At 65.9% G+C, this 26,206-nt stretch carries 23 protein-coding genes; 12 read left to right on the forward strand and 11 right to left on the reverse strand.

Annotation, left to right across the window (positions count from 1 at the left end; translation table 11 throughout):
• Positions 1 to 23: 23 nt before the first annotated feature.
• The 3 genes from Tchar_RS01440 to Tchar_RS01450 are packed head-to-tail and all read left to right on the forward strand — an operon-like array spanning position 24 to position 2,632.
• Positions 24 to 863 (forward strand): CheR family methyltransferase, encoded by an 840-nt coding sequence (locus Tchar_RS01440; RefSeq protein ID WP_144327311.1) that lies wholly within the window; start codon positions 24 to 26, stop codon positions 861 to 863.
• Entirely contained in the window at positions 860 to 1,495 is a 636-nt protein-coding gene (gene cheD, locus Tchar_RS01445) for a chemoreceptor glutamine deamidase CheD (RefSeq protein ID WP_144327312.1), read from the forward strand. The genes Tchar_RS01440 and cheD overlap by 4 nt, the downstream gene beginning before the upstream one ends.
• Before the next feature lie 18 nt (positions 1,496 to 1,513).
• Positions 1,514 to 2,632, forward strand: coding sequence for a protein-glutamate methylesterase/protein-glutamine glutaminase (locus Tchar_RS01450; RefSeq protein ID WP_144327313.1), 1,119 nt, complete (start codon positions 1,514 to 1,516; stop codon positions 2,630 to 2,632).
• Positions 2,633 to 2,701: 69 nt separating this feature from the next.
• Here Tchar_RS01450 and Tchar_RS01455 read toward each other — a convergent pair whose 3' ends face one another.
• Positions 2,702 to 3,508, reverse strand: coding sequence for a hypothetical protein (locus tag Tchar_RS01455; protein WP_144327314.1), 807 nt, complete (start codon positions 3,506 to 3,508; stop codon positions 2,702 to 2,704).
• Positions 3,509 to 3,818: 310 nt separating this feature from the next.
• Here Tchar_RS01455 and Tchar_RS01460 point away from each other — a divergent pair, with 310 nt between their 5' ends.
• From Tchar_RS01460 to Tchar_RS01475, 4 genes are read left to right on the forward strand one after another with little or no spacing between them, the layout of a single operon-like run.
• Positions 3,819 to 4,754, forward strand: a complete 936-nt coding sequence (locus tag Tchar_RS01460) for a branched-chain amino acid transaminase (protein WP_144327315.1) — start codon at positions 3,819 to 3,821, stop codon at positions 4,752 to 4,754.
• A 6-nt stretch (positions 4,755 to 4,760) separates the two neighbouring features.
• Positions 4,761 to 4,982, forward strand: coding sequence for a zinc-finger domain-containing protein (locus tag Tchar_RS01465; protein ID WP_144327316.1), 222 nt, complete (start codon positions 4,761 to 4,763; stop codon positions 4,980 to 4,982).
• 32 nt (positions 4,983 to 5,014) lie between these two features.
• Positions 5,015 to 6,325 carry an O-antigen ligase family protein gene (locus Tchar_RS01470; RefSeq protein ID WP_144327317.1) on the forward strand — a complete coding sequence of 437 codons (1,311 nt, stop codon included), beginning with the start codon at positions 5,015 to 5,017 and terminating at the stop codon, positions 6,323 to 6,325.
• Positions 6,322 to 7,488, forward strand: a complete 1,167-nt coding sequence (locus Tchar_RS01475) for a glycosyltransferase (RefSeq protein ID WP_236640085.1) — start codon at positions 6,322 to 6,324, stop codon at positions 7,486 to 7,488. The genes Tchar_RS01470 and Tchar_RS01475 overlap by 4 nt, the downstream gene beginning before the upstream one ends.
• On the opposite strand, the gene Tchar_RS01480 is transcribed toward Tchar_RS01475, so the two are convergent.
• The 9 genes from Tchar_RS01480 to argB all read right to left on the reverse strand — a co-directional run bounded on the left by Tchar_RS01480 (position 7,470) and on the right by argB (position 17,868).
• The gene (locus Tchar_RS01480) at positions 7,470 to 8,234 is read right to left on the reverse strand and encodes a glycosyltransferase family 25 protein (RefSeq protein WP_144327319.1); all 765 of its coding nucleotides are present in this window, start codon (positions 8,232 to 8,234) and stop codon (positions 7,470 to 7,472) included. The genes Tchar_RS01475 and Tchar_RS01480 overlap by 19 nt on opposite strands.
• A 17-nt stretch (positions 8,235 to 8,251) precedes the next feature.
• Entirely contained in the window at positions 8,252 to 8,743 is a 492-nt protein-coding gene (locus Tchar_RS01485; RefSeq protein ID WP_144327320.1) for a thioesterase family protein, read from the reverse strand.
• A gap of 19 nt (positions 8,744 to 8,762) precedes the next feature.
• A complete protein-coding gene (locus tag Tchar_RS01490; RefSeq protein WP_144327321.1) occupies positions 8,763 to 9,527 on the reverse strand; it encodes an enoyl-CoA hydratase in 765 nt (254 codons plus the stop codon).
• Positions 9,528 to 9,914: 387 nt separating this feature from the next.
• Positions 9,915 to 11,150 carry an acetyl-CoA C-acyltransferase gene (locus tag Tchar_RS01495; protein ID WP_144327322.1) on the reverse strand — a complete coding sequence of 412 codons (1,236 nt, stop codon included), beginning with the start codon at positions 11,148 to 11,150 and terminating at the stop codon, positions 9,915 to 9,917.
• Positions 11,151 to 11,173: 23 nt separating this feature from the next.
• The gene (locus tag Tchar_RS01500) at positions 11,174 to 13,600 is read right to left on the reverse strand and encodes a 3-hydroxyacyl-CoA dehydrogenase/enoyl-CoA hydratase family protein (protein WP_144327323.1); all 2,427 of its coding nucleotides are present in this window, start codon (positions 13,598 to 13,600) and stop codon (positions 11,174 to 11,176) included.
• Positions 13,601 to 13,661: 61 nt separating this feature from the next.
• Positions 13,662 to 14,111, reverse strand: a complete 450-nt coding sequence (locus Tchar_RS01505; protein WP_408033524.1) for a DUF2147 domain-containing protein — start codon at positions 14,109 to 14,111, stop codon at positions 13,662 to 13,664.
• A gap of 89 nt (positions 14,112 to 14,200) precedes the next feature.
• Entirely contained in the window at positions 14,201 to 15,997 is a 1,797-nt protein-coding gene (locus tag Tchar_RS01510; RefSeq protein WP_144327325.1) for an acyl-CoA dehydrogenase C-terminal domain-containing protein, read from the reverse strand.
• 84 nt (positions 15,998 to 16,081) lie between these two features.
• The gene (locus tag Tchar_RS01515) at positions 16,082 to 16,765 is read right to left on the reverse strand and encodes a TetR/AcrR family transcriptional regulator (protein WP_144327326.1); all 684 of its coding nucleotides are present in this window, start codon (positions 16,763 to 16,765) and stop codon (positions 16,082 to 16,084) included.
• A 200-nt stretch (positions 16,766 to 16,965) separates the two neighbouring features.
• Entirely contained in the window at positions 16,966 to 17,868 is a 903-nt protein-coding gene (argB, locus tag Tchar_RS01520) for an acetylglutamate kinase (protein WP_144327327.1), read from the reverse strand.
• Positions 17,869 to 18,020: 152 nt separating this feature from the next.
• On the opposite strand from argB, the gene Tchar_RS01525 reads away from it, so the two are divergent.
• The 5 genes from Tchar_RS01525 to pilV all read left to right on the forward strand — a co-directional run bounded on the left by Tchar_RS01525 (position 18,021) and on the right by pilV (position 25,253).
• Positions 18,021 to 19,634, forward strand: coding sequence for a CYTH and CHAD domain-containing protein (locus Tchar_RS01525; RefSeq protein ID WP_161595426.1), 1,614 nt, complete (start codon positions 18,021 to 18,023; stop codon positions 19,632 to 19,634).
• Between the two features lie 82 nt (positions 19,635 to 19,716).
• A complete protein-coding gene (locus Tchar_RS01530) occupies positions 19,717 to 22,485 on the forward strand; it encodes a cation-translocating P-type ATPase (RefSeq protein WP_236640086.1) in 2,769 nt (922 codons plus the stop codon).
• A gap of 64 nt (positions 22,486 to 22,549) precedes the next feature.
• Entirely contained in the window at positions 22,550 to 23,878 is a 1,329-nt protein-coding gene (gene miaB / locus Tchar_RS01535; protein WP_144327329.1) for a tRNA (N6-isopentenyl adenosine(37)-C2)-methylthiotransferase MiaB, read from the forward strand.
• A 269-nt stretch (positions 23,879 to 24,147) separates the two neighbouring features.
• Complete coding sequence (locus Tchar_RS01540) at positions 24,148 to 24,780, forward strand: GspH/FimT family pseudopilin (RefSeq protein WP_144327330.1); 633 nt, start codon at positions 24,148 to 24,150, stop codon at positions 24,778 to 24,780.
• Positions 24,777 to 25,253, forward strand: coding sequence for a type IV pilus modification protein PilV (gene pilV / locus Tchar_RS01545; protein WP_144327331.1), 477 nt, complete (start codon positions 24,777 to 24,779; stop codon positions 25,251 to 25,253). Before Tchar_RS01540 ends, pilV begins: the two co-directional genes overlap by 4 nt.
• Here pilV and Tchar_RS01550 read toward each other — a convergent pair.
• A partial coding sequence (locus Tchar_RS01550) for an IS5 family transposase (RefSeq protein WP_236640087.1) occupies positions 25,171 to 26,206 on the reverse strand: 1,036 nt, incomplete at its 5' end. The genes pilV and Tchar_RS01550 overlap by 83 nt on opposite strands.

Here is a 26,206-nt window from a genome sequence, read left to right on the forward strand (position 1 = left end):
TCCAGCCATACCGCTTCCTCGTCATGATGCCGGATGCCGCCGCCACGCTGCAAGCCCATGAGTTCGTGTGGACACCACAGGACTTCGAGCGCATTCGGCAGCTCATCTATCGCCACGCCGGCATCAGCTTGCACGAGGGCAAACAAGCCATGGTCTACAGCCGCATCTCGCGGCGGCTGCGTGAGACGGGCCACCAGAGTTTTCGCGACTACCTCGACTGGCTGGAGCGCCACCCCGACAGCGGCGAGTGGCAGGAATTCGTCAACGCCCTGACCACCAATTTGACGGCCTTCTTCCGCGAGGCGCACCACTTCGAGGAGCTTGCACGGCTGGTGCGCGACGGCGGCCCCGGGCGGGAGTGGAAGGTCTGGTGCAGCGCGTCTTCCACGGGAGAAGAACCGTACTCGATCGCCATCACGCTGGCCGACGTCTTGGGATTGCAAGGGTCCTTTCGCGTCTGGGCCAGCGATATCGACACCCGTGTGCTGCAGACGGCCCAGCGCGGCATCTACAAGCTCGAGCAGCTACGCGCCGTACGCCCGGAGCAGCTGCGGCGCTACTTTCTGCGCGGCACTGGAGCCAACGAGGGGCTGGCGCGCGTCAAGCCCGAACTGCAGCGCCACCTGCAGTTTTTCACGCTCAATCTGGTCGAAGAACACTGGCCGCTGCGCGAGGAGTTCGATGCCATCTTTTGTCGCAACGTCATGATCTATTTCGATCACACGACCCAGCGCCAAGTACTGCGTCGGCTGCATCGGCTGCTCAAGCCACACGGCACGTTGTTCGTTGGGCACGCCGAAAATTTCAGTGACGCGCGCGAACTGTTTCGCCTGCGCGGAAAAACCATTTACGAGAAGGTATGACCTCCCCCGTGCGTACCCCCCAGCACGTTCAGGTGCTCAAGACGCGGCCGCGCAAGCCGACCGAGGCGTCCTTTTTTTTCTACGACCAGCACTTCAAATACGCGGCCGCCAAGGTCCTGCCGGGGGAGTATTTCGTCAGCGACGAGGACATTCTCATCATGACGGTGCTGGGCTCGTGCATCGCTGCGTGCATCTGGGACTCGCGACTGCGCATCGGCGGCATGAACCACTTCATGCTGCCCGAGGGAGCGGGTGATACCAGCGGGCGCTACGGCTCCTACGCGATGGAATTGCTGATCAACGAATTGATCAAGCGCGGATCCACCCGCGAGTACATGCAGGCCAAGGTGTTCGGTGGCGCCGCCGTCATTTCCGGCATGACCACCATGAACGTTGGCGAACGCAATACCCAGTTTGTACTCGATTATCTGGCCACCGAGCGCATTCCCGTCGTGTCCAAGGACGTCATGGACATATACCCGCGCAAAGTGGTGTTCTTCCCGGTGACTGGCAAGGCGATGGTCAAGCGCCTCGCCCACGCCCACCCGGAAACGCTGGAAACCCAAGAGCGGCACGGCATGGCGACGCGGCTGGCGCAAACCAATGCCGGCGGTACCGTGGACCTGTTCTGATCTAAATCCTGAATTGGCATGGCCGAAAAAATCAAAGTGGTGGTGGTCGACGACTCCGCCCTGGTGCGCAGTCTGCTGAGCGAAATCATCAATAAGCAACCCGACATGACCTGTGTCGGCGTCGCCGGCGATCCGTACATGGCGCGCGAGATCATCCGCGAACGCAATCCAGACGTCATCACGCTCGATGTCGAAATGCCCAAAATGGATGGCTTGGAGTTTCTCGCCCGTCTGATGCGCCTGCGCCCGATGCCCGTGGTAATGGTGTCGACGTTGACCGAACACGGCGCCGAGACCACACTGCGTGCGCTGGAGCTGGGCGCGGTCGATTTCGTTGCCAAACCGCGCATCGGCCTGGCTACCGGGTTGCAGCAGCTCGCCGACGACATCGTCGAGAAGATCCGCATCGCAGCGCGTGCGCACGTGCGACGCCTGCCTGCTGCCCCCAGCACGCCAAACCCTGCACCCGCCCGGGCGTCGGCACATGGCGCCACCGCTGCACCGCCCCCGGCGTCGGTGGGCAGCGCTTCCCCGCTGCGCCTATCCACCGAAAAGGTCATTTGCATCGGCGCTTCCACGGGCGGCACCGAGGCCATCAAAGAAATCCTGATGGAACTGCCGCCAGATGCGCCCGCCGTCGTCATCACGCAACATATGCCAGCGGGTTTTACCGCCAGCTTTGCCGCCCGTCTCGACAGTCTGTGCCGCATTCGCGTGGCCGAGGCACGCGACGGTGAGCGGATCCTGCCCGGACACGCCTACATCGCCCCCGGCGGCAAACAGTTTTACCTGTCGCGCAGCGGCGCCAACTACATCGCGGTGGTGGACGACTCCCCGCCCGTCAACCGCCACAAGCCTTCGGTGGAGGTGCTGTTTCGCTCCTGCGCCCAGGTACTGGGGCCCAACGCCATCGGCGTCATGCTCACCGGCATGGGCGGCGATGGCGCGCAAGCCATGAAAGCCATGCGCGACGCCGGCGCCTACAACATCGCGCAGGACGAGGCCAGCTGTGTGGTGTTTGGTATGCCCAAGATGGCCATTCAGGCCGGTGCGGTGCACGAGGTGCTGCCGCTGAAGCAAATCGCGCGCGCCATCATGGAACGCGTGGCGCTGGCCGGCGTACGGCACAGGGTTTGAGGCCGCCGCCCGCCATCGCACGCGGGCATGCACTGCGCCGAGACGGCTGCCGAAATGGGTTGATCTGCCTCAGGCCAACCGATCGATGCGAGTGCCTGCGGTGGACGAGGGCTGTCCTTGGGCGGCTTCGGAATAGGTCTGCGCCGCCTCCTCGGGCGGCAGGGCTGCCAAAGGTTGTGCCAGCAGCCGCGCCTGCAGCGCCTCCAGCCGCTTGGCGCGCTCCTGGGCCGCCTCTCGCGCCTCCTCCCCGATCATCATATCCACCGCGGCGCGGCTGGCCTTCCACATGTTCGGCAACAACTCTTTGATCTGGGTCTCCAGCGCCTCCTGGGCCGGGTTTTTGACCTTGACCAGCGGTGTGTCCGGCTGCGCTGCGGTCGCTTCAGCCGCTGCGGAGCGGTCGGCACCCTCGCGCCGGGCAGCGGGGTCGTCGGGCGCCTGCGCCGCCGCACGCTCCGTCCGTTGCCGTGGGTCGGTCGCCCGGGCCGTCGCGTCCGATGGCGCACGCGCATCGCGCTCTGCGTCGGCCTGCTCCTGCACCGGGCGCCCACCCGTTGCTCCATTCGCCGACACTGCGCCTGCCGGCCCGCCGCGCTCAACAGCCGTCGGCAGCGGCAAGCCCGAGCGCTCCGGCGCTGCCGCATTGGTCATCGCATCGGCACGCTGCCCCTCCTGCACCGGAGCCACCGGCGCCAGTGGCGATGGCGCGGCTTGCGCCTGCACGCGCGCAATCTCGCCCTGCGGCGCCACGCTGACACCGCTCTGCTCCCGCGCCACCGCATTGCTCGGGCGCGCAGCGGCCACCGGCTGCGCACGCGCCACCGGCGGCGTCGTTTGCGGCATGGGCGCCACGGCAATCGAAGATATCGTCAACATGGTGCACCTCTCGCGAACACCCCACCCCCGGACACACGCCCCGGGTTCAACTCCCTTATCGACCGTCTTGAGCGGAACTTTAGGGCGAATCGCCGGCTTTTTCCAGCTTTTGCGATGGCTGTAGATGGCTCAGCCGCAGGACCGACACCTCCCCCAATGCCGACATGCGCCCGCGCCCGTGCGATCGAGCGCCGGCACGCCCGCGCAGCAGCGCGACACACCGGACAGGCCACGTACAATCAGGCCACCGATTCACCGATGCGGGTCGAACCGGCACACGCCATCGGCCCGCCCTCAGAAGGATCTCTCCATGGCCACCCCGCTTCCGCTGCATGACCGTGACGGCAAAATCTGGATGGATGGTGCACTCGTCGACTGGCGCGACGCCACGGTGCACGTGCTCACACATACGCTGCACTACGGTTGCGGCGCCTTCGAGGGCGTGCGTGCCTACAAAACCGACCAAGGCACGGCCATCTTTCGCCTGCAAGAGCACACCCAGCGTCTATTCAACAGCGCCAAGATTCTGCGCATGACCATTCCTTACACGGTCGAGGAGGTCAACGAAGCACAGCGCATGGTCGTCCGCGCCAATGGTCTGCAAAGTTGCTACATCCGGCCGCTGATCTGGCTCGGCTCGGAAAAGCTGGGCGTCAGCCCCAAGGGCAACCGGGTGCACCTGATGGTGGCGGCCTGGGCGTGGGGCGCCTACCTGGGCGAAGAGGGCCTCAAGCGCGGCATTCGCGTCAAGACCAGCAGCTATACCCGCCATCACGTCAATATCACCATGACGCAGGCCAAGACGGTGTCCAACTACACCAACTCCATTTTGGCCAATATGGAAGCCACCGACGACGGCTACGACGAAGCGCTGCTGCTCGATCCGAGCGGCTTCGTCTCTGAGGGCGCGGGTGAGAACCTCTTCATCGTCAAGGATGGCGTCGTCTACACGCCCGACCTGTCTGCCGGCGCCCTCAACGGCATCACACGCAACACCGTGCTGCACATTGCACGCGACCTCGGCTTGGAGGTGGTGCAAAAACGCATCACGCGCGATGAAGTCTACATCGCCGACGAGGCCTTCTTCACTGGTACGGCAGCCGAAGTGACGCCGATCCGCGAACTCGACCGAGTGCAAATCGGTGCCGGCGCGCGCGGCCCGATCACGGAAAAGATTCAAAGCGCGTTTTTCGATATCGTCAACGGACGCAACCCCAAGTACGCCCATTGGCTGACCCTGGTTTGAACCGCCATGAGCACCGCAACGTCTGCCCCCGCTGTCGTCGAACTCACCGCTGCCGACCTCAATGCCCACGGCGGCATCTTCTGCCCTCACCCCAAGGCCGGCATGCAACTGTGGAACAGCCATCCACGGGTGTTCCTCGACGTCGCCAAGACCGGGCAGGCAGCCTGCCCGTATTGCGGGACGGTGTATCGGCTGACGGCGGCGGTGGCGGCTGCACCCGGTCACTGACATCGTAAACGGCTCTTGGCTTGGCTCGGATCATGACGGCCGCCCCAGGGCTGCGCTCGCAGCCCCCAGCGCAAGCCCTCTTGGCTGCTGCGGCTTTTGCGCTGCCCGCGGCCAGCTTGGGGCTTCCGAGCGGGTACTCGTGGGGTGCACTGCTGCTGGTGCTCGGCGGCGCTTGGGCGCTGGCCACGACGTCGTGGCGGGATCGTACCGCCGCAGATCCATCTTGGCTGGCTTTTGGGCTGGCCGTTTTGGCCATGGCCGTGGTGTGGATCGTGCGCGTGGATGTCGATTGGAGCGTCGGACCGCAGCCCAGTGATTTCGACCGCAGCGCCAAGTACCTGTTGGCGCTGTTGGCCATCTTTTCGGTGCGGCGCACCGCGCCACCCGCCAATTGGCTGCAGTACGGCTGCTGGACCGGCGCGTGCTTGGCCGGTTTGACGGCAGCGTGGCAGGTATACGCCTTGGGAATGGAGCGGGCCAGCGGCTACACCAATGCGATTCAGTTCGGCAACATTGCCCTATTGTTGGCAGCGTGGAGCGCGCTGTGGTGGCGGCACGCCGACACCGAGTGGAAGCGCTGGTGGGCCGCCGCAGCGGTGGCCGCGGGCTGCTACGCCTCGCTCGCGTCGGGTACGAGGGGTGGCTGGGTGGTGGTGCCCGCGCTCGTTTTGTTGGTAGCCTGGGCGTACTGGCATGATCGGCCACGGCCCGTCACGGGGCAAGGTACCCGCAGAAACTGGAGGGTGGCGGCGGTTGTCGCCGTCGTCGCGGCGCTCGCGCTGGGCTCTTTGGCACCCCGCTGGACAGCGGTCGAAAACCGGCTGGCGCAGATCCATCAGGAGTGGACGCTGTACCACGCCCAGGGCGTCAGCGAGAACTCGGTTGGACATCGGTTGGCACACTGGGCACTGGCCTGGCGGCTTGGACTGGAGCGCCCATGGCTGGGTTGGAGGGAAGCCGGTTACGCGCTGGAAAAGCAACGGCTCGTCGAACTCGGCCAGGCGCCACCCGTGGTGCTCCAATTCGGTCATGCGCACCAGGAGTGGCTCGATCTGTGGGCGAAGGCAGGATTGCTGGGGATCAGCGCGCTGACCTTGTTTTACGGCGTCCCGCTTTGGCTCTATGGACGTGCACTACGCGACGCCAAAACGCTCGCCCCCGGCCCCGATCGCAGCCGGCGGCTGACCATTGCTGTCTGCGGGTTGGTTTTGGTGGTTGGGTTCATCGGCTTTGGTATGACACAAGTCATGTTTGCCCACAACAGTGGCAACATGATGTACCTCTTCATGAATCTGCTGTGGATGGGGGCGCTGCACAGCCCTGCCACCGCAACCCGCGCATGAACGCACACGCCGCTGCTGCCCACCAGCAGGGTGCGCGAATGCGTATCCTGCACTTCGCCACCGCCGGATTCTCGGGCGCCACGCAGGTTGCCATCGATTTGTGCGGAGACGACGCCGAGCAGCAAACGCTGCTGGTATTGCGGCGGCGCCCCAACACGCCGCGCGCCCGCATTGCCGAGCTGCGCGCGCGTGGCCTAGCGGTCGAACTGGTACCCCGCCATCCCCACTGGTTAACGATTTGGCGCCTGTGGCGCATTTGCCGCAGGTGGCGCCCCGATATTCTGGTTGCACACGGTTTCAGTGACCACCTTTGGGGTCGCTACGCGGGCTTGCTAGCGGGAGTGCCGCACCTCGTACAGGTCGAGCACAACGTGCGCGAGCGCTATGGCTGGTGGCGACTGCAACAGTCACGCTGGTTGGGGCGCTACACCGACGCTCTGGTCGGGGTTTCCGACGCCGTGCGCGCAGCGCTCTTGCGCCAGGGACACCCAGCGTCGCGTTGCCTCACCATCCACAACGGCATCGACCTGTCTCGCTGGCCATCGGGGCCGCCCTGGGAAATGCGCGAGTCTGCCGTCGTGATGGCGGCACGCTTTGCACGGCAAAAAGATCACGAGACCGCCATCCGCGCCGCACGATTGCTGGTCGATCGGGGCACGCCTTTGGTGTTTTATTTTGCAGGTGGTGGCAACCGGCGCTGGCGTGTACGGGCCGAGCGCTTGGTCGAGCAGCTCGACGTCTCACGCTGGGTGCGTTTTCTCGGACCTACCCAGGAGCTACCAGCCCTGTACGGTCGCGTACGTTACTGCCTGCTCAGCTCACACTACGAGGGTCTGCCGCTGGCGCTGGTGGAGGGTATGGCCAGCGGCTGTTGTGCACTCGGGTCCGACGTCGAGGGGATCGGCGAGGTGATCGCCGACGGGCACACGGGGGTGCTGTTTGCTCATGCCGATGCGCAGGCTCTGGCCGATCGGTTGCACGACCTCGTCGCAGACCCGGATCGCGGGCGCCAACTCGCCAGTGCCGGACAACGGCACGTGCGCCAAGCCTTCGGCCGGCAGCGCATGCGCGACCAGTACCGCGCACTTTTTCGGGCGCTGATTGCCGGCAGCGATCCGCGCCCCGCGGCAGCGGGTGCCACCGATCATCGAGACGGGGCCTGAAGCACTTCGGGCCGAGGTTGGCGCCAGAGATGCCACAGATTGCGCATTGAATAATCGATTTGCGACCACCATCGACACCAGCGCTCACCCCTGGTCCGACGCGGCCGCCCACTGTGCCAGATGCTGCTGGCTTCGGCGGCAACCCCCGGGATCACCAGCGACGGCAGCACCCCCAACACACGTAAATCGCACTCCCACCAATAGCGCACGTCCACATCGACTGGGCGCCCGAACGGGCGCCGGTGCTGTAGCAACTTGCGGGCACCGCTGCGGCTCAAGACATAGCCATTGCTCATGCTGGGGACGCGTCGGTAGCGAATCAAGTGATGACGTGCAGTCAGCATGCGCTGGCCGACGGCGCGCTCGCTGGGACGACTGTAGAGTTTGATGATGTCCCATCCATCGGGCGGCAACGTCGAGATCGCCTGCACCACATCGACGAACCCTTCCTGCAAAGTGACGTCATCTTCCAGCACGACCAACGCGGACGCCGCCGATGCCAGCAGATGCTCGCACGCACGCAGATGGCTGGCGTAGCAGCCCTTTTCGCCATCGACCAGCGGACGGCAAAATTGCTGCGCATTGAGTGCGGGGCAATAGAGCTGGGCTTGTGCCACCGAATCGAGATCCGTCCACAGCACGCCTGGCAGCCGCTGGTATGACAACGGCAGGTTCGCCAGCACCGCCTCCATACGCTCGCGGCGCTGCGCGTCCCGATCCAGGTTAATATAGACGATGGGCAGCATGGAGGACGCGGCTTACCTCACGATACGATATAAGCCGCCGCCCCCGACGCCAGCAACTTGCCGTCGGTGCCCAGAAAGGCCATGCGGGTACTGGCCACGCGCGAGCCCAAGCGCAGCACTTCGGCTTCCAGGTCGAAGGCCTCGCCAATCCCGGGGCGCAGGTAGTCGATGCGCAAGTCGATGGTACCCAGCTTGGCGAAGCGCTGCAGGCGCTGCAGCGGCGGCTCGTCTAGGTGGCGCGCGCCGATGGCGGCCATCACCGCCAGCCCGCCCATCGCATCCAATGCCGCGCTGATGACCCCGCCGTGGATGCGGTTGTAGGCAAAATGTCCCACCAGCTCCGGGCGCATCGAGATGTGTCCGCGTACCCGCTCGGCGGCGATATCGGTCACGCGCAAGCCCAGCACCCGGTTGAAGACGATCTTTTCCTCGAAAATCTGACGCACGCCCTGCACGAATTCGGGTTCGAAGACCACCGGTTGTGCGGGCGGGTGAATGAGGCGTGTCATGCCGGCGGCCCCTGCTGCGTCACAGACGACTGAAATCGGGTGTGCGCTTTTCCAGGAACGCCGAAAACGCCTCTTTGGCGGCCGGCTCGCGCAGCATGCGGCCAAAAATGGCGCCTTCTTCGGCCATACGTTGCAGCACGGTTTCTTGCTGTGCCCCCTTCATCAGGCGCTTGGTCTCGACCAGCGATGTCAGAGGCTTGGCCGCCAGCTTGCGCGCCACTTGCTGCGTGTATGCATTGACCTCGGCGGGCGGCAATATCTTGTTGACCAGCCCCACCTCCAACGCGGCGTCGGCGTAGATCGGCTCACCCAGCAGCAGGGCCTCGGCGGCGCGGTGGTAGCCGAACATTTGCGGCGCGATCAGGCTCGATGCCCCTTCGGCACATAGCCCGAGGTTGACGAACGGCATCGAAAACGCCGCGTTGTCACCTGCATAGACCAGATCACAGTGAAACAGAAGCGTGGTGCCGATACCCACCGCCGGGCCGCATACCGCCGCCACCAGGGGCTTCGGGAAGGTGGCAATGGCGCGCAGGAATTGAAATACTGGGCTGTCCAGTCCTGTTGGCGGCTGCTGCAAAAACTCTTCGATGTCGTTGCCAGCGCAGAACATCGCCTCCTGCCCCTGGATGACCGCGACTCGTACCGCGGCATCGTCAGCGGCACGAACCAGCGCAGCGGCGAGCTGGGCGTACATCGCCGCCGTGAGCGCATTTTTGCGCTGGGGGCGGTTGAAGGTGAGCGTCAGCACGCCCGCTTCGGTGTGTTCGAGGATGTCAGACATGGGGGACGTTTGGCCGTGATGGCGATGATTATGACGAAAGTTTTTGACCGGGAGACGCAGGCCGCCGCGACGAGCACGGGGTAGCGCGCGTGGGCTTCACAGATGGATCCGCGCTTGCACGGTTGGCGTCGCGGGCATTCTCCGCACGTGTATCCTCTGGCTGCCGGAGCCCTGCCGAGCAGGGGCGGCGACGACACGCCGCGCGCCACGCGCGCGGCCGCACGCTTTCACTGCTGCGGCGTTCGCGCAGGCCAACCCCATCCCTCCGCGCGGTCACAGTCGACAGCCAGACCGCACCACCGGTCCCGAACGGGCTCTGCAGACCGCCGGGAGCGGGCGTGCCAACGGGTCGACGAGACGCATCGCCGCGACCGGCGGGATCGAGCCTCAGACCCGCTCGAAAATGCCCGCTGCGCCCTGCCCCATGCCCACACACATTGTGACCATACCATAGCGCAGCTGGTGGCGACGCAGCGCATGCACCACGGTGGCCGACCGAATCGCCCCCGTTGCACCCAGCGGGTGCCCCAGCGCGATCGCACCGCCCATTGGATTGACCTTGGCCGGATCGAGCCCCAGCTGGTTGATCACCGCCAGCGACTGCGCGGCAAACGCCTCGTTGAGCTCGATCCAGTCCAGATCGTCTTGCTTTAGCCCCGCCGCGCGCAAGGCAGCGGGGATGGCCTCGATGGGGCCGATGCCCATGATGTGCGGCGGCACCCCGCGCGAGGCGTAGCTGACGAAGCGCGCCAGCGGCTGCAAGCCAAAGCGCTGAATGGCCGCCTCGCTGGCCAGAATGAGAGCGCCGGCACCGTCGGACGTCTGTGAGCTGTTGCCGGCCGTCACCGTTCCCAGTCCGGTGGCGCTCAAATCGGCGCGCCGCGGCGTGGCAAACACCGGTTTGAGCTTGCCCAGCGCTTCCAGGCTGGTGTCGGCGCGCGGCCCTTCGTCCAGCTCGACGGTGCGGCTGTCCACGCGTACCTGGCCGCTGTCGAGGTCGAGTGTGCGGCTGTGCACCGTCACCGGCGTGATTTCGTCCTTGAATTCCCCGGCTTGCTGCGCACGGATGGCGCGCTGGTGTGACTGCAGGGCAAAGGCATCCTGTGCTTCGCGCGTGACCTTCCACTGCTGTGCCACCTTCTCGGCCGTCAGGCCCATGCCGTAGGCGATGCCGTAGTCATCGACGTTGTCGGTATTGGCAAAGATGGCGGGCGACAGGCTCGGCGAGTTACCCATCATCGGCACCATGCTCATGCTCTCCACGCCGGCGGCGATCATCACGTCGGCTTCGCCGACGCGGATGCGATCGGCCGCCATCTGCACCGCCGACAAGCCTGAGGCGCAGAAGCGGTTGACGGTGATGCCACCGACGCTCTTGGGCAAACCGGCCAGCACGGCGCCGACGCGCGCGACGTTGAGGCCCTGCTGCGCCTCGGGAATGGCACAGCCGCAAATCACGTCTTCGATGGCGGCGGGGTCGAGTCCCGGCACTTGCGCCACCGCCGCGCGCAGCACGTGCGCCAGCAAATCGTCGGGCCGGGTCTGGCGAAAGTAGCCCTTGTGCGACTTGCCGATGGGCGTGCGGGTGGCCGCGACGATGTAGGCATCTCTGAGGTGTTTCATGTCGGGTATCTCCGCATCGGTTCTCAGTTGCGCAGCGGCTTGCCGCTGTTGAGCAGGGCCATGATGCGCTCCTGCGTCTTGGGTTGGGTGATGAGGGCGCAAAACGCCTCGCGCTCGAGCTGCATCAAATATTCCTCGCTGACCAGCGTACCCGGCTCGACGTCGCCGCCGGTGACGACATGGGCGATACGCTGGGCGATGTGGAAGTCGTAGGCGGTGATGAAGCCGCCGTCGCGCATATTGACCAGCGAGCCAAGGATGGTGGCCTTGCCGCTGCGCCCCGCCACCGGAAAGGGGCGCTTGAGCGGCGGGCGGTAGCCGGCTTCGCGCATCGCCTGCGCGGTGCGGATGGCCACGTACAACAGCTCATCGCGGTGCGGCACGATGATGTCGCTGTCCAGCAGATAGCCCAGCTTGCGGCTTTCCAGCGCGCTGGTGCCCACCGTGGCCATCGCCGCCGCCTTGAAGCCTTCGGTCAAGAAGGGCAGCAGATCGACGTCGGCGCTGCCCCCGCCCGCGCGCAAACGGGCGTTTTCCGCGGCGCGGCGCGCGATGTAGGTCAGACCACCTGCGCCCGGAATCAGGCCCACGCCCACTTCCACCAAGCCGATGTAGCTCTCCATGTGCGCGACGCGACGCGCGCAATGCACCGCCAGCTCGCAGCCGCCACCCAAGGCCATGCCGCGCACCGCGGCCACCGTGGGCACCTGGGCGTAGCGCAGGCGCAACATCACGCGCTGCATCTCCGCCTCCACCGACTCGATGGCTTGTACCCCCATGGCGGCAAAGGCGGGCAACGTCGCTTGTAAATCGGCGCCCACCGAAAACGGCTCCTCACCCGACCACACCACCAGCCCCGCAAAGCGCGCCTCGGCCTCCTGCACTGCGCGGTCGAGCCCCTCGACCACCGCCGGGCTGATGGCGTGCATCTTGGTCTTGAGGCTGGCAATCAGCACATCGTCCAGCCCTGGGCGCGTCAGCGTCCACAGGCGAATGGCGTCGTCTTCATAGACGGTGGTGCCGTCGGTGCGCCAGTCGGGGCCGGCCTCCCCGAGTACGCGCTCACGGTAGAGCTGGCGGCCATGCACCGGCAGCGTGCGCGGCGGCTCGAACCGCCCACTGGCTGGGTTCCACGATCCCTCGGGCTGATGCACACCGCCGCGCTCGGCCACCGGGCCTTCGAACACCCAGGCCGGCAGCGGTGTTTTGCACAGAGCGCGGCCAGCGTCGATGTCCTCTTGCACCATACGCGCCACCTCCAGCCAACCGGCCTCTTGCCACAGCTCGAAAGGTCCTTGCTGCATGCCAAAACCCCAGCGCATGGCCTGGTCCACATCGCGCGCCGTCTCGGCAATCGACTGCAGGTGCAGCGCGGCGTAGTGAAAACCGTTGCGCAAGATGGCCCACAAAAACTGCCCTTGAGGCCCTTCGGCGTTGCGCAGCAGCCGCAGGCGCTCGGGCGCCGGTTTTTTCAGCATGCGGCCATAAACCTCGTCGGCCTTTTGCCCCGCGGGCACGTAGTCGCCGCGGGCCAGGTCGAAGCGCAGCACGTCGCGCCCCACCTTTTTGTAGAAACCCGCCTTGGTTTTTTGCCCCAGGTGCCCTTTGTCGAGCAGGGCTTGCAGCACGGCTGGGGTGGCAAAGCTGTCATAGAATGGGTCCGTCTCGGGCGAGAGCTGGGTCTGCATCGTGCGGATGACGTGCGCCAGCGTATCCAACCCCACCACGTCGGCAGTGCGGAACGTGCCACTGGAGGCGCGCCCCAGGCGCTTGCCGGTCAGGTCATCGACCACATCGAAGCTCAGCCCGTAGCGCTCGGCTTCGCGCATGGTCGACAGCATCCCCGCAATGCCGATGCGGTTGGCGATGAAGTTGGGCGTGTCCTTGGCGCGGACCACGTTCTTGCCCAGCGTGGTGGTACAAAACGCCTCCAGGGTGTCGAGTACATCGGCGCGCGTGACGGGGGTGGCAATCAGCTCCACCAGCGGCATGTAGCGCGGCGGGTTGAAGAAGTGGATGCCGCAGAAGCGCGACCGCAGCGCCTCGGGCAGCGGCTCGGCCAGTTGGCCAATCGACAGCCCCGAGGTGTTGGACGCCAGGATGGCACCCTCGGCCAAGTACGGTGCAATGCGCGCGTACAGCGCGTGCTTCCAGTCCATGCGCTCAGCAATGGCCTCGATGACCAGGTCGCACTCGCGCAGCCACTCCAAGTGTTCGTCGTAGTTGGCGGGCCGGATCAGATCGGCTTCCTCGGCCACGCCCAGCGGACTGGGTTTGAGCTTTTTCAGGTTGGCAATCGCCTGGCGCGCAATCGCACTCTTGTCGGCGCCGTCTTTGGCCAGGTCGAACAGCACCACGGGCACGCGAACGTTGATCAGGTGCGCGGCGATTTGCGCACCCATGACGCCCGCGCCCAGCACGGCGACGCGTTGAATGGTGAATCGGGACATGGGTATGAATCCTTGGTGGAATGCAAGAGGCCACCTGTCGGCGCCTCTTGCGCGGGGCGCGTCAGGGCACGCGCACCCAGGTTTGAGTTCGACCGATGAACAGCACCGAGCCGCGGACCTCCAGCTTGGCCCCGCTTTCCACCGGCGTCAGGCGCAGCGTGTAGGTTTTGCCGCTTTCCGGGTCGAGGATGGTGCCGCCTTCCCACACCGCCTTGCCCGGCACCTGGCGCGCTCCGCGGATGATCTCCAGCCCAATCAGGGGCTGGTCCTTGCGGTCGTCGGTACAAGCGGTGCAACGGCGGTTCGGGTCGGCGCCCTTGCGCAACAGTTTTTCGATGCGGCCGGTGAGCACGCCTTCCTTCTCGGTGATCACCACCTCGCTCTTGACCTCCTTGGTCTCGTCATCGATGGTGTGCCAGCGGCCCACCGGGGTCATTTGCGCCCACGCCGGCGCAACGGCGCCTGCGGCCACGCACAGCGCCAGGACGGCGCGGCGTAGCGCCGACGGCATGGGATGGCGGGTATGTCTCATCGATCGTCTCCTCTCTATGAAAAGCAAAGGTCTGCGTCAAACGCTGCGGGCGGCGGGTTGGGCTGTGCTCACGCCAACGCCGCCTCGGTGTCGAGCAACACGGCGCTGCCGGTGCGCGCCAGGCGCATCTGCAGCGTGGCCTCCGGGAACAACTTGGCAAAGTAAAAGCGTGCCGTCTGCAGCTTGCCGGTGTAGAAGGGGTCGGTGCTGCCGGCAGCGATCGCCTTCAGCGCCACCGAGGCCATGCGGGCGAAGAAGTAGCCAAACACCAGGTGACCCGCCACGCGCAGGTAGGGCACCGCGGCTGCGCCCGCTTCGTCCGGGTTTTGCAGCGCCTTGAAGCCGATTTCGGTGGTGAACTTGGTCATCTGGTCCGCCAGCTGCGCCAACGGGTTGATGAATTCGCTCATCTTTTCGTTGACGCCCTCCTCTTCCAACAAGGTCTGCACCAGCTTGCCGAATTTCTTCAGGGTGGCGCCGTTGTTGCCCAACACCTTGCGCCCCAACAGGTCCAGGCTCTGGATGGTGTTGGTGCCCTCGTAGATCATGTTGATGCGGGCGTCGCGCACGAATTGCTCCATGCCCCATTCTTTGATGTAGCCGTGGCCACCGAACACCTGCAGGCACTCATTGACGGCGACGAATCCGTTGTCGGTCAAGAACGCCTTGGCGATGGGGGTCAGCAGTGCCAGCAGCTCGGCACTGTCCTGGCGCACCCGCTCGTCCGGGTGGTGCAGTTCCTTGTCCAGCAGCAGCGCGCAGTAAATCAGCAGCGCCCGACCGCCCTCGGCATAGGCTTTGGCGGTCAGCAGCATACGGCGCACGTCCGGATGCACGATAATCGGATCGGCCGGCTTGTCCTTGGCCTTGGGGCCCGACAGCGCGCGCATCTGCACACGGTCTTTGGCATAGGCCAGCGCGTTTTGGAAGGCCACCTCGGTCAGACCCACCGACTGGTTGCCCACGCCCAGGCGCGCCGCGTTCATCATCACGAACATGGCCTGCAACCCCTTGTTGGGCTGGCCCACCATGGTGCCGACGGCGCCATCCAGAATCATTTGGCAGGTGGCGTTGCCGTGAATGCCCATCTTGTGCTCGATGCCGCCGCAGTAGATGGCGTTGCGCTCACCCAGGCTGCCGTCCGGGTTGACCTTGAACTTGGGCACGACGAACAGGCTGATACCCTTGGTGCCGGCCGGCGCATCGGGCAGGCGCGCCAGCACCAGGTGGACGATGTTTTCCGCCAGATCGTGTTCACCGGCGGAGATGAAGATCTTTTGCCCAGTGAGCTTGTAGGTGCCATCGGGCTGCGGCTCGGCCTTGGTGCGCAGCAGACCCAGGTCGGTACCGCAATGCGGCTCGGTCAGGCACATGGTGCCGGTCCACTCGCCGCTGGTCAGCTTGGGCAAGTACAGGCGCTTTTGCTCCTCGGTGCCGTGGGCGTGCAGGCATTCGTAGGCGCCGTGGCTCAGGCCCGGGTACATGGTCCAGGCCTGGTTGGCGCTGTTGAGCATCTCATAAATTGCCTGGTTGACCACGAACGGCAAGCCCTGGCCACCGTGCTGCGGGTCGCAGCTCAGCGCGGGCCAGCCGCCTTGCACATACTGTTGGTAGGCCGCCTTGAAGCCGCTTGGGGTGGTCACGCTGTGGGTGCTTTTGTCGAGCGTGCAACCCTCCGTATCACCCGAGATGTTGAGCGGAAAAATCACCTCGGCAGCGAATTTGCCGCCCTCTTGCAGCACGGCGTTGATGGTGTCGGCATCCACGTCGGCGTGTGGCGGGCACACCTTCAATTCATCGACGACGTTGAGGACCTCATGCAGCACGAATTGCATGTCGCGCAGAGGAGGGGTGTATCGGGGCATGGGGGTCTCCTGAGTTCAGGGTTGGGTGGAAAACGAAAACGCATTCGACGCGTAGCACGGCACAGGCGCCTGCGCTCTGGCGGCTTACGTGTCCTGGCGACGGTACCGTGCCAACAGGTTGTCAAAGCCGGTGCGCGCGCGCTGCAAGCCGCCCGGGCTGCGCAGAAAACGCGCCTCGTAGTGCAGCGCCAGAATGAGTCCGTGGATCTCGAAGGCCATCTGCGCCGGGTCGGTGTCGGCGCGCAGGTGCCCCTCGTCGATGGCTAACTGGACCGCGCGACGCACCGCCGCCTGCCAGGTGTTGACGGTCTCGACCAGCGCGTCACGCACCGGTCCCGGACGGTCGTCGAACTCGACCGCACCGCTGATGTAGATGCAGCCGGAGTCGATTTCGAGCGACGTCTGCCGCATCCAGTTATCGAACAGCGCCCGCAAGCGCGGCAACCCGCGCGGAGCGGCCAGCGCCGGACGAAAGACCTCGCGCTCGAAGCGAGCGTGGTACTCGCGCACCACCGAGATCTGTAACTCCTCGCGTGAGCCGAAGTGGGCAAAGACGCCCGACTTGCTCATGCCCATGATCTCGCCGATGGCCCCGATGCTCAGACCCTCGAGCCCGACCTGGGAAGCCAGCGACAGCGCCGCGTCCACAATGGCGGCTTTCGTTTGCTGCCCCTTGTGCACCGCTTTCGTGGCCCGGGTGGTGGCAGCGCGGGTGTGCGCTCCCCGGACACGACTGCCAGTGGTGCGAGAAACGTCGCTCTCGGCCATCGGGACCTCCAAAATAAAACGAACGATCGTTCTATTTTAGAGGGGTTTGCGGTCTTGTCAACCGGTATGTGCGCCGGGGCGCCGCGCCCCGGCCAACGCACGCGGCCGCTGCCCCAACGACACGCCGCCCCGCGCCGGCGGATGGATGAAACCCACCCACCCGAGGGGCGGGCGCACACGGCCCGCCTGCGGGTTCGCCCTCAGTGAGAGCGAATCATGGTGCCGAAGGGCTGATCGCTCAACACCTCCAACAGCATGGCGTGCGGCACGCGGCCGTCGATGATGTGCACCGCGCGCACCCCGCTCTTGGCCGCATCCAGCGCACCGGCGATCTTGGGGATCATGCCGCCGCTGATGGTGCCGTCGGCCACCAACTCGTCGATGCGGCGTGGCGTCAACTCAGGCAACAGTTGGCCCTGTTTGTCCAGCACGCCCGGGATGTTGGTCAGCATCAGCAGTTTTTCGGCTTGCAGCACGGTGGCCAGTTTGGCTGCCACCACGTCGGCGTTGATGTTGTAGCTCTCGTTGTGCTCGCCAAAGCCGATCGGGCTGACCACCGGGATGAACTGATCCTCCTGTAAGGCCCGCACCACCGACGGGTCGATGGAGACGATGTCGCCGACCTGGCCGACGTCGTGTTCGACGCTGGGGTCATTGAGATCGACCATGCGCAGCTTGCGCGCGCGGATCATGGCGCCGTCGCGCCCGGTCAAGCCCACCGCCTTGCCCCCGGCACGGTTGATCAGGCCGACGATGTCCTGCTGCACCTCCCCCGCCAGCACCCACTCGACGACTTCCATCGTCTCGGCATCGGTCACGCGCATGCCCTGGATGAACTGGCCCTGTTTGCCCAGGCGCTTGAGCAAGGTCTCGATCTGCGGGCCGCCACCGTGCACCACCACGGGGTTGATACCCACCAGCTTGAGCAGCACCACGTCCTCGGCAAACGCTGCTTGCAACTCGGGGTCGGTCATCGCATTGCCGCCGTACTTGATGACCATCGTTTTGCCGTGGTACTTGCGGATGTAGGGCAGTGCCTGCGCCAGCACTTCGGCGCGGTCGCGGGGCTGCAGGTGAGACAGATCGCGGCTGGTGTGGAGCATGGGATTCGGAGTAGGATGATGCCCGGGTGGACTGGCGATCGGAAACCAACCGGCAAGCGCTCGCATCCCATCCAGCAGCCCAGGGCCACGCCGGGCCTGCCGGCATGACGCTGATCGGGCACGGGCGCATGCGTTCGGTACGGAGAAGGATTGTGCCGCAAGAAATCGAGCTGAAGCTGGCGCTTCCTGGTTTGGATGGCGCCCAAGTGGAGCGCGCGCTGCGCTCGCATCCGCTGCTGCGACACCGCCCCATACAGCGCCTGCGCCTGACCAACCGTTATTACGACACCCCCGACGGCTGGCTGCGCCAGCAGCGCTGCGCATTGCGGGTGCGCGGCATCGAACGGCTCGACGCCACCGAACACGCGTTGAATGGCATCGATGCGAAGGCGCCTGGCGGCGCGCGGCAATGGGAGCAAACCCTCAAAACCGCGGGTGAAGGCGCCTTGAGTACGCGCGGCGAGTGGACGACACCGTTGCGCCGCACTGCCCTCGACACCGCGGCGTTGACCAACACGCCCTTGGGTGGACTGCCCGATTGGGAGGCGCAGGTTGCCGCCCTACGACCGGTCTATGAAACCCAATGCGTGCGCACCCTGTGGACGGTGCGCCGACGCGACGGCAGCGTCATCGAGGTAGCGCTGGACGTGGGCCGCCTACGCGCCGTGGGGCGGCGCGCCCCCCTGTTGGAGCTGGAATTGGAACTGATCGAGGGCGACGCGACCGCCCTGTACGAACTGGCCGCGCGCTTGGGCACACGCCTGCCCTTGATCCCGGCGCGAACCAGCAAGGCGCAGCAGGCCCAGCGTCTGGCCGACGGATGCTTCGACGCCGCGGTGCGGGCGCGCACGCCCAACCTACCGCGCGCCGCCGACCCTGCCACCGTCGCACGCGCTGCACTGGGCGACGCCCTGGGCCAACTGTGCGACAACCTGCTGCTGATTGCGCGCAGCGACGACCCGGAAGCCGTTCACCAAGCCCGCGTCGGCTGGCGGCGCTGGCGCAGCCTGCTGCGCCTGCTGCGGCCGTGGTTGCCGCCACCGCCCGACCGCGCCGCGTTGCGCCCGCTGCTTGATGCCCTGGGCGCGGTGCGTGATCTGGATGTGGCCCAAACGGAAACCCTACCCGCCTGGGCCGACGCCTTTATCGAAGACGCCACTCAACATCCCGAACGGCAGCGCGCCGTGCAACGCAGTCTGCGCGCGCTGCGGCACGCCGCCGCGCAGCAGCGCCAACGGCTTCGGGCCCTGTTGCGTGAGCCCAGTGTCACCCAGGCTCTGCTGGTCTGCAGTGCGTGGCTGCACGCGCTGCCGGCCCGCATCGACGCCCCCGAGGACTGGGCGGCTGAGCGTCTGCGCCGCTGGCAGCAGCGCCTGCTGCGCACCCTAGAGGCGGCCCAGAGCGACACGGGCGCGGCCTCCCTGGCTCCAGCGGCCACACCGGCCGACGCGCCAGAAGCGCCGAACGTGCCCGCCGCGGCGCCGGCGCAGCCGGCTGGCAGCCCAGACCGCGTCGAGATACTGCACGCGGCGCGCCTGCTGGCCAAACGGCTGCGCTACGGCGCCGAAGCGGTCGCTCCGACCCTGGGTGGCCGGCTGCTGCGACGCCTGTTGCGCTGGCAACGGCACGCGCGCGATTGGCAAACGCGCATCGGTGCCCAGCGCGACCTGCAGCTGGCCGCGCAGTGGTTGACGGCACATGGGCAGGATCCCGCATGGGCCGCTTTCGTGCGCGGCGCGGCGGCCGCTCTGCGACGTTTGCGCTAGGTCAAACTCTGACCGCGTCGGGCGTCTGGGCTCGGAACGGGTTCGCTGGTGGACACTCAAAGCCGATAACCCCACACTACCCATGGTCATGACCCGCGCACCGCACCCCTTGCCGCCCCGCCCGGCACCTTCCCAGACGTCAGACCCCGCCTCCAGTGCCCCCCTCTGGCACGCCCTGCCGCCCGACGCCACCCTCGAGCATCTGGGCAGCCACGCACGCGGACTCAGTGCCGCCGACGCCGCCGCGCGCCTGCTGCAGCACGGCGAAAACCGGCTGCGAGAAGCGCCGCCCATGCCCCTGTGGCGACGTGTGCTGCGGCAGTTCGACAACCTGCTGATCTGGGTGCTGCTGGTGGCCGCGGCCATCACGGTCGCCATCGATCACGTGGTCGACGCCGCCGTCATCGTCGCCGTGGTGCTGCTCAACGTCACCATCGGGCTGGTGCAGGAGGGCAAAGCCGAGCGCGCCCTGGCGGCCATTCGCCGCCTGCTGGCCCCGCAAGCACATGTGTGGCGCGACGGCCATTTGCTGGCCCTCGATGCGGCCCATCTGGTGCCGGGTGACGTGATTCAGGTCAACGCAGGTGACAATCTGCCCGCCGACGTACGGTGGCTGAGCACGCATGAACTGCAGATCGATGAATCCGCCCTCACCGGTGAGTCGGTCCCAGTGAGCAAACACCCGGCCGCGGTGGCGGCCGACGCCGCGCTCGGCGATCGGCGCAGCATGGGCTACGCCGGCACCCTGGCCACCGCCGGCCAAGGGGTGGGGGTGGTGGTGGCCACGGGGATGGCAACCGAGGTTGGCCGCATCGGCCAACTGCTGCAAGACGTAGCCGAAACCAGCACGCCGCTGGTGCGGCAAATGGCGCAGATGGGCCGCTGGATCACACTGGCCGTGCTGGCCGCTGCGGCCTTGCTGTTCGGCTTTGGATGGGGCGTGCGCGGGCTGCCGGCGCTGGACACCTTCATGGCTGCGGTGGGGTTGGCCGTGGCCGCCATCCCCGAAGGACTGCCGGCCATCATGACGGTGACGCTCGCCATCGGCGTGCAGCGCATGGCCCAGCAGCGCGCCATCGTGCGGCGGCTGCCAGCGGTCGAAACCCTGGGCTGCGTCACCGTCATCTGCTCGGACAAAACCGGCACCCTCACGCGCAACGAAATGACGGTGCAGCAGGTCGTGCTCGCCGAGGCGCTGATCGACGTCGAAGGGGTGGGCTACGCACCCACCGGCGCCCTGCTGCGCGACGGCGCGCCCCTGCAGCCGGGTGAACTCTGGCGCGAAGCGCCGACCCTGCTTGCGCTGGCCGAAGGGGCTGCGCTGTGCAACGACGCCGAGCTGCTGCGCGCCGAAGACGGCCACTGGCAGCTCGCCGGCGACCCCACGGAAGGGGCCCTGCTGACGCTGGCGATGAAGGCGGGGCTGGACCCGCAGCGCTTGGCCCTGGAGCGTCCGCGCACCGCGGTACTACCGTTCGAATCGAGTCGGCGCTACATGGCCACGGCCCACCGGCGCGACGATGGCTCGCTGGAAGTGTGGCTCAAGGGGGCGCCGGAGCGTGTGTTGGCCCTATGCACCCACGCCCTCGACGAGCGTGGACAGTCCATGGCACTGCAGCAGGCCGCTTGGGAGCAGCGCATTCAGGCCCAGGCGGCGCTGGGGCGGCGCGTACTGGCGATGGCGCGCGGCACACTGCCAGCCGGCGCTGCGCTCACGCACGAAACCCTCCCCGCCGATCTCGCTCTGGTGGGACTGGTCGGCATCATCGATCCACCGCGGGAAGAAGCGCGCGCCGCCATCGCGCTGTGCCAGGGCGCGGGCATACGCGTCACGATGATCACCGGCGACCACGCCTTGACCGCGCAGGCCATCGCGCGTGCGCTGGGGCTGCGTGCCACCGACCACGTGCTGACGGGTGCCGACATCGAAGCCTTCGACGAGGCGGCGCTGCGCCGTGCGGTGCGGCACTGCGACGTCTTCGCACGCGCGGCGCCGGAACACAAACTGCGCCTGGTACGTGCACTGCAGGCTCACGGTGAGGTGGTAGCCATGACCGGCGACGGTGTCAATGACGCTCCGGCCCTCAAAGCCGCCGACGTGGGTGTGGCAATGGGGCAAAAAGGCACCGAGGCCGCGCAGCGCGCCGCCGCCATGGTGCTGACCGATGACAATTTCGCCACCATCGCGCGCGCCGTGCGCGAAGGCCGCACCGTCTATGACAACCTGCGCAAAGTGATCACCTTCTTGTTGCCCATCAATGGCGGCGAATCGGTGTCCTTGCTGGTGGCCGTACTGCTGGGGCTGGCCTTGCCGATCGCGCCGGTACAAATCCTGTGGGTCAATATGGTCAGCTCCATCGCGTTGGCGGCGGTGCTGGCCTTCGAACCCACCGAAGCCGACGTGATGCGCCGCCCGCCGCGGCCACCGAAGCAGCCGATGCTCACGCCGTTCGTGCTGTGGCGCATCGCCCTGGTGTCGGCGCTGTTTGCCATCGGTATCTTTGGCGTCTACCGCTGGGCGCTGGACAACGGACACGACCACGCCACCGCGCAGACCCTGGCCGTCAATACCCTGGTGGCCATGGAGGTGTTTTATCTGTTTAGCGTGCGCTATCTGCGGGCACCCTCGTTCACCTGGGCCGGGGTACAGGGCACCCCGCGCGTGCTGCTGGCCGTCGCCGGCGCCTGCGCCTTGCAGGCCCTCTTCACCTATACCCCGTTCATGCACGAATGGTTTGGCAGTGCGGCGCTGTCGCTGCCACAGCTGGCGTTGTGCGCCGCCATGGGGGTGGCGGTGCTGGCGGTGCTGGAGCTGGAAAAGGCCGTGTTGCGGCGCTGGCGCTTGGTTTGATGGAACTTTCGGGCGATAATTGATCCATTTTCAGCCCCTGGATCCACACCAGCGCCGCTGCATCATGAGCAAAAAAGTCTACATCCGCACCTTCGGCTGCCAGATGAACGAATACGACTCGGCCAAGATGGCCGACGTGCTGGCCGCCGCTGAAGGCTATACCCCCACCGACGACCCCGAAGAGGCCGACCTCATCCTCTTCAACACCTGCTCGGTGCGCGAAAAGGCGCAGGAAAAAGTCTTCTCCGACTTGGGGCGGGTCAAGCATCTCAAGAAGAGGGGGGTGCTCATCGGCGTCGGCGGCTGTGTCGCCAGCCAGGAGGGCGAAGCCATCATCCAACGCGCCCCGTACGTGGATGTGGTCTTTGGCCCGCAGACCCTGCACCGCCTGCCGCAGCTGCTGCGCGAGCGCCAAAGGCAAGCGCGGCCGCAGGTGGACATCCGTTTCCCCGAAATCGAAAAGTTCGACCACCTGCCGCCAGCGCGGGTCGAGGGCGCCTCGGCCTTCGTCAGCATCATGGAAGGCTGCAGCAAATACTGCAGCTATTGCGTGGTCCCCTATACCCGCGGCGAAGAAGTCTCTCGCCCGCTGGAGGACGTACTGGTCGAGGTGGCCGGCCTGGCCGAGCAGGGCGTCAAAGAAATCACCCTGCTGGGCCAAAACGTCAACGCCTGGCGTGGCGGCGAAGGCGAGGACTTCGCCCTGCTGCTGGAGTGTGTGGCCGACATCCCCGGCATCGAGCGCCTGCGCTACACCACCAGCCACCCCAACGAATTCACCCCGCGGCTGATCGAGGCTTACGCACGCATCCCCAAGCTGGTCAATCACCTGCACCTGCCGGTGCAGCACGGCAGCGACAGGATCCTGGCGGCGATGAAGCGCGGCTACACCGCCTTGGAGTACAAGCACACCATCCGCAAGCTGCGCGCGGTGCGCCCCGACATCAGTGTGTCGAGTGACTTCATCGTCGGCTTCCCTGGCGAGAACGAAGACGACTTCGCCAAACTGATGAAGCTGGTCGAAGACGTGGGCTTCGACGCCAGCTTCAGCTTTATCTTCAGCCCCCGCCCGGGTACCCCAGCGGCCGACTTGCCCGACGACACACCGCACGACGTCAAGCTGCGCCGTCTGCACACCTTGCAGAAGGCGCTGGAAGCGAATGTTGCGCGCATCAGCGCCAGCCGCGTCGGCACCGTACAACGCATCCTGGTCGAAGGCCCGTCGAAGAAAAACCCGCACGAACTGATGGGCCGCACCGAGTGCAACCGCATCGTCAACTTCGACGGCGGCCCACACGCCCAACGTCTCATCGGCCAGATGATCGACGTCACCATCACCCAGGCGCTGCCGCACTCGCTGCGGGGGGAGGTGGTGGTGCGGGACGAACCGTAACGCAAGAGTGGCACGGCCGCCGGTGGACGAGCCACACATCGCTTACTGGGGTCCCAAAGTCCCCGATCACCTGCCGCACCACCTATCAAACCCCACCTGTCCCACCTTCGCCCTCCACACGATGTACGCAAGCCCTGGCTAGCTCAGCACCACGGCTGTTCGGCGCTCATCGCACCAACTACGCGCGCAAACACGCCGCTCATCCGTCGATCGACCGCGTCCATCGCCCAAGCGATCCGGCGGTCCGTACTGGGGCTACGATTTCGGACATGCAAGTGGATGCGATGAATCTCCGATGCGCGCGGCGCACACGTCGGGTACTGCGTGCCTGCTCCGGGGTCACCTTGGTCGAGCTGATGGTCGCGGTGGCTGTACTGGGTATCATGGCTGCCATTGGATTACCCAGCTTTCAAGGGTTTATTGCCAGCAATCAGCTGCGCAGCGCCACCCAAGACCTCTATGGTTCACTCCAACTGGCTCGCATCGAGGCCATCCGACGCAATGCGCGAGTGACGGTTTGCAAAGCCAATACCAGCCTGACGAACTGTGACAACAGCGGTGCCTGGCACAACGGTTGGATCGTTTTCTTGGACAACACCGTTGGTGCGACGCCCGCCGTTGATTCGGGCGACACCATCCTATCCACACGACAGGCGCTGCCCGCGCCCTTGCGTGTTCTTGGCAATGGAGGCGCCAATGGAACGGCCACATATGTTTCGTTTACCGCCGAAGGTCAAAGTCGGCAGCTCAACCGAGCCATGCTAGCCGGCACGCTGCGCGTCTGTAGCACCAGCCCCCACCTCGAAGACGGCAAGCGCGCGCGCGACCTGGTCATCAGCGTAACAGGGCGCATCGCATCCGACGCTGCGCCCGCACTCGACGCGACTTGTCCTGGCCCATGAAAGCACCGAAATCCATCACTGTGGCTAACCGGCTTCACCGCCCGCACCAGCGTGGCGCGGGACTGGTGGAAGTATTGGTCGCAATCATCGTATTTTCGATAGGCGTGATTGGTATGGTTCGCATGCAAGCTCAAGCCCTCAAGAACGCCGAAAGTGCCTATTTGCGCACTCAAGCCAACATGCTCGGTTACTACATGTTAGATGCACTGCGTATCGATCGCATTCGCGCCCGTGACGGACTCTACAATTTAAACAAGATCTGCACCATACCGCCGGCGGGCTCGTCGCTCATCGCTTACCAACATGAACAATGGTTACAAGCCATAAAAACCAGTTTAGGCAATCACAATGGCACCTGCGGTGAAATAGTCGTCCCTGAAAAATTCATTTTCACGCCGCCCTTAGCCGCAGCTGGGCAGGGTTGGCGCCACTGGTCTCGGTTGGCCGCCGCTGGGCGAGCCACCGGCCGATGAGGCGCACGGCCGCAATGAGGCGCAAAAAAGCTCGCCTCAAGAAGGGCACGCCCTTCTTCGTGATCATGCGCAGCAGCCAGCGGATGTTGTAGCCCGCCGCGCACAGCACCGCGTGCAGCCGGTCGCCCTGCTCGCCCTTGAGATGGCACCTGTCCATGCGGTGATCCTGCTTCAAGTGCCCGATGACCGGCTCGATGGCCTGGCGGCGCTTGAGCAGTCTGCGCTCCTCGTGCGTCAGGCGCTTGATCTTGCCGCGGTGCACCAGGCGCACATCCGCAATGTCGGCCTCCACCCCGCGGTAGCCCAAGTCGGCATAGGCCGTGTTGGGCTTGATGCCGCTGTCCTGCATCAGGATCGTGGCCTGCTCCAGCTGCGCTTGCAGCGTGTGGCCGTCGTAGGGGTTGCCATGGAAGGCCCGGGCTCCGACGATGAGGCTGTGCTTCAGGGTGCTGGCAATGCCGACCTTGACGCCGAACTCGTAAGGGCATCGGGCCTTGCCCTTGTTGATGCACTCCACCTCCGGCGCGTGCCAGGCGTAGAGCTTTCGAGTCCCGTCGGCGGTCTTTCGGTTGGCAGTCTGCGCCACCAGACGCGCCGCCTTGTTGAGGGTGTGGCCAAGAGCGCTCTGGATGGCCTGCCCCAGGCGGCTGGCCTTGCGCTCGATCTCGCGCTGCAGCCTGGCCACGATGGTGCGCTGACGCTTGATGACCCGGCGCATGCGCGCAAACTGCCGCGCGTGCGCATAGCGCCCAGCCTTGCGGCTGAGGTCTTTGCCTTCCTTGGCAAAGGTCTGCTTCAGTGCAATGCCGGCTTGCTTGGCTGCTTGCACCAGCTTGGTGCGCGCGGTCTCGAGCAAGCGGCTGTCGGTCGGGTGCGCCACCGCCTTGGGTTGTACGGTGGTGTCCACCACCACGCGCTTGAGTTCCTGCGGCTTGATGAGTCCGGTTTCCACC

This window comes from Tepidimonas charontis (assembly GCF_007556685.1).
Taxonomy (GTDB): Bacteria; Pseudomonadota; Gammaproteobacteria; order Burkholderiales; family Burkholderiaceae_C; genus Tepidimonas; species Tepidimonas charontis.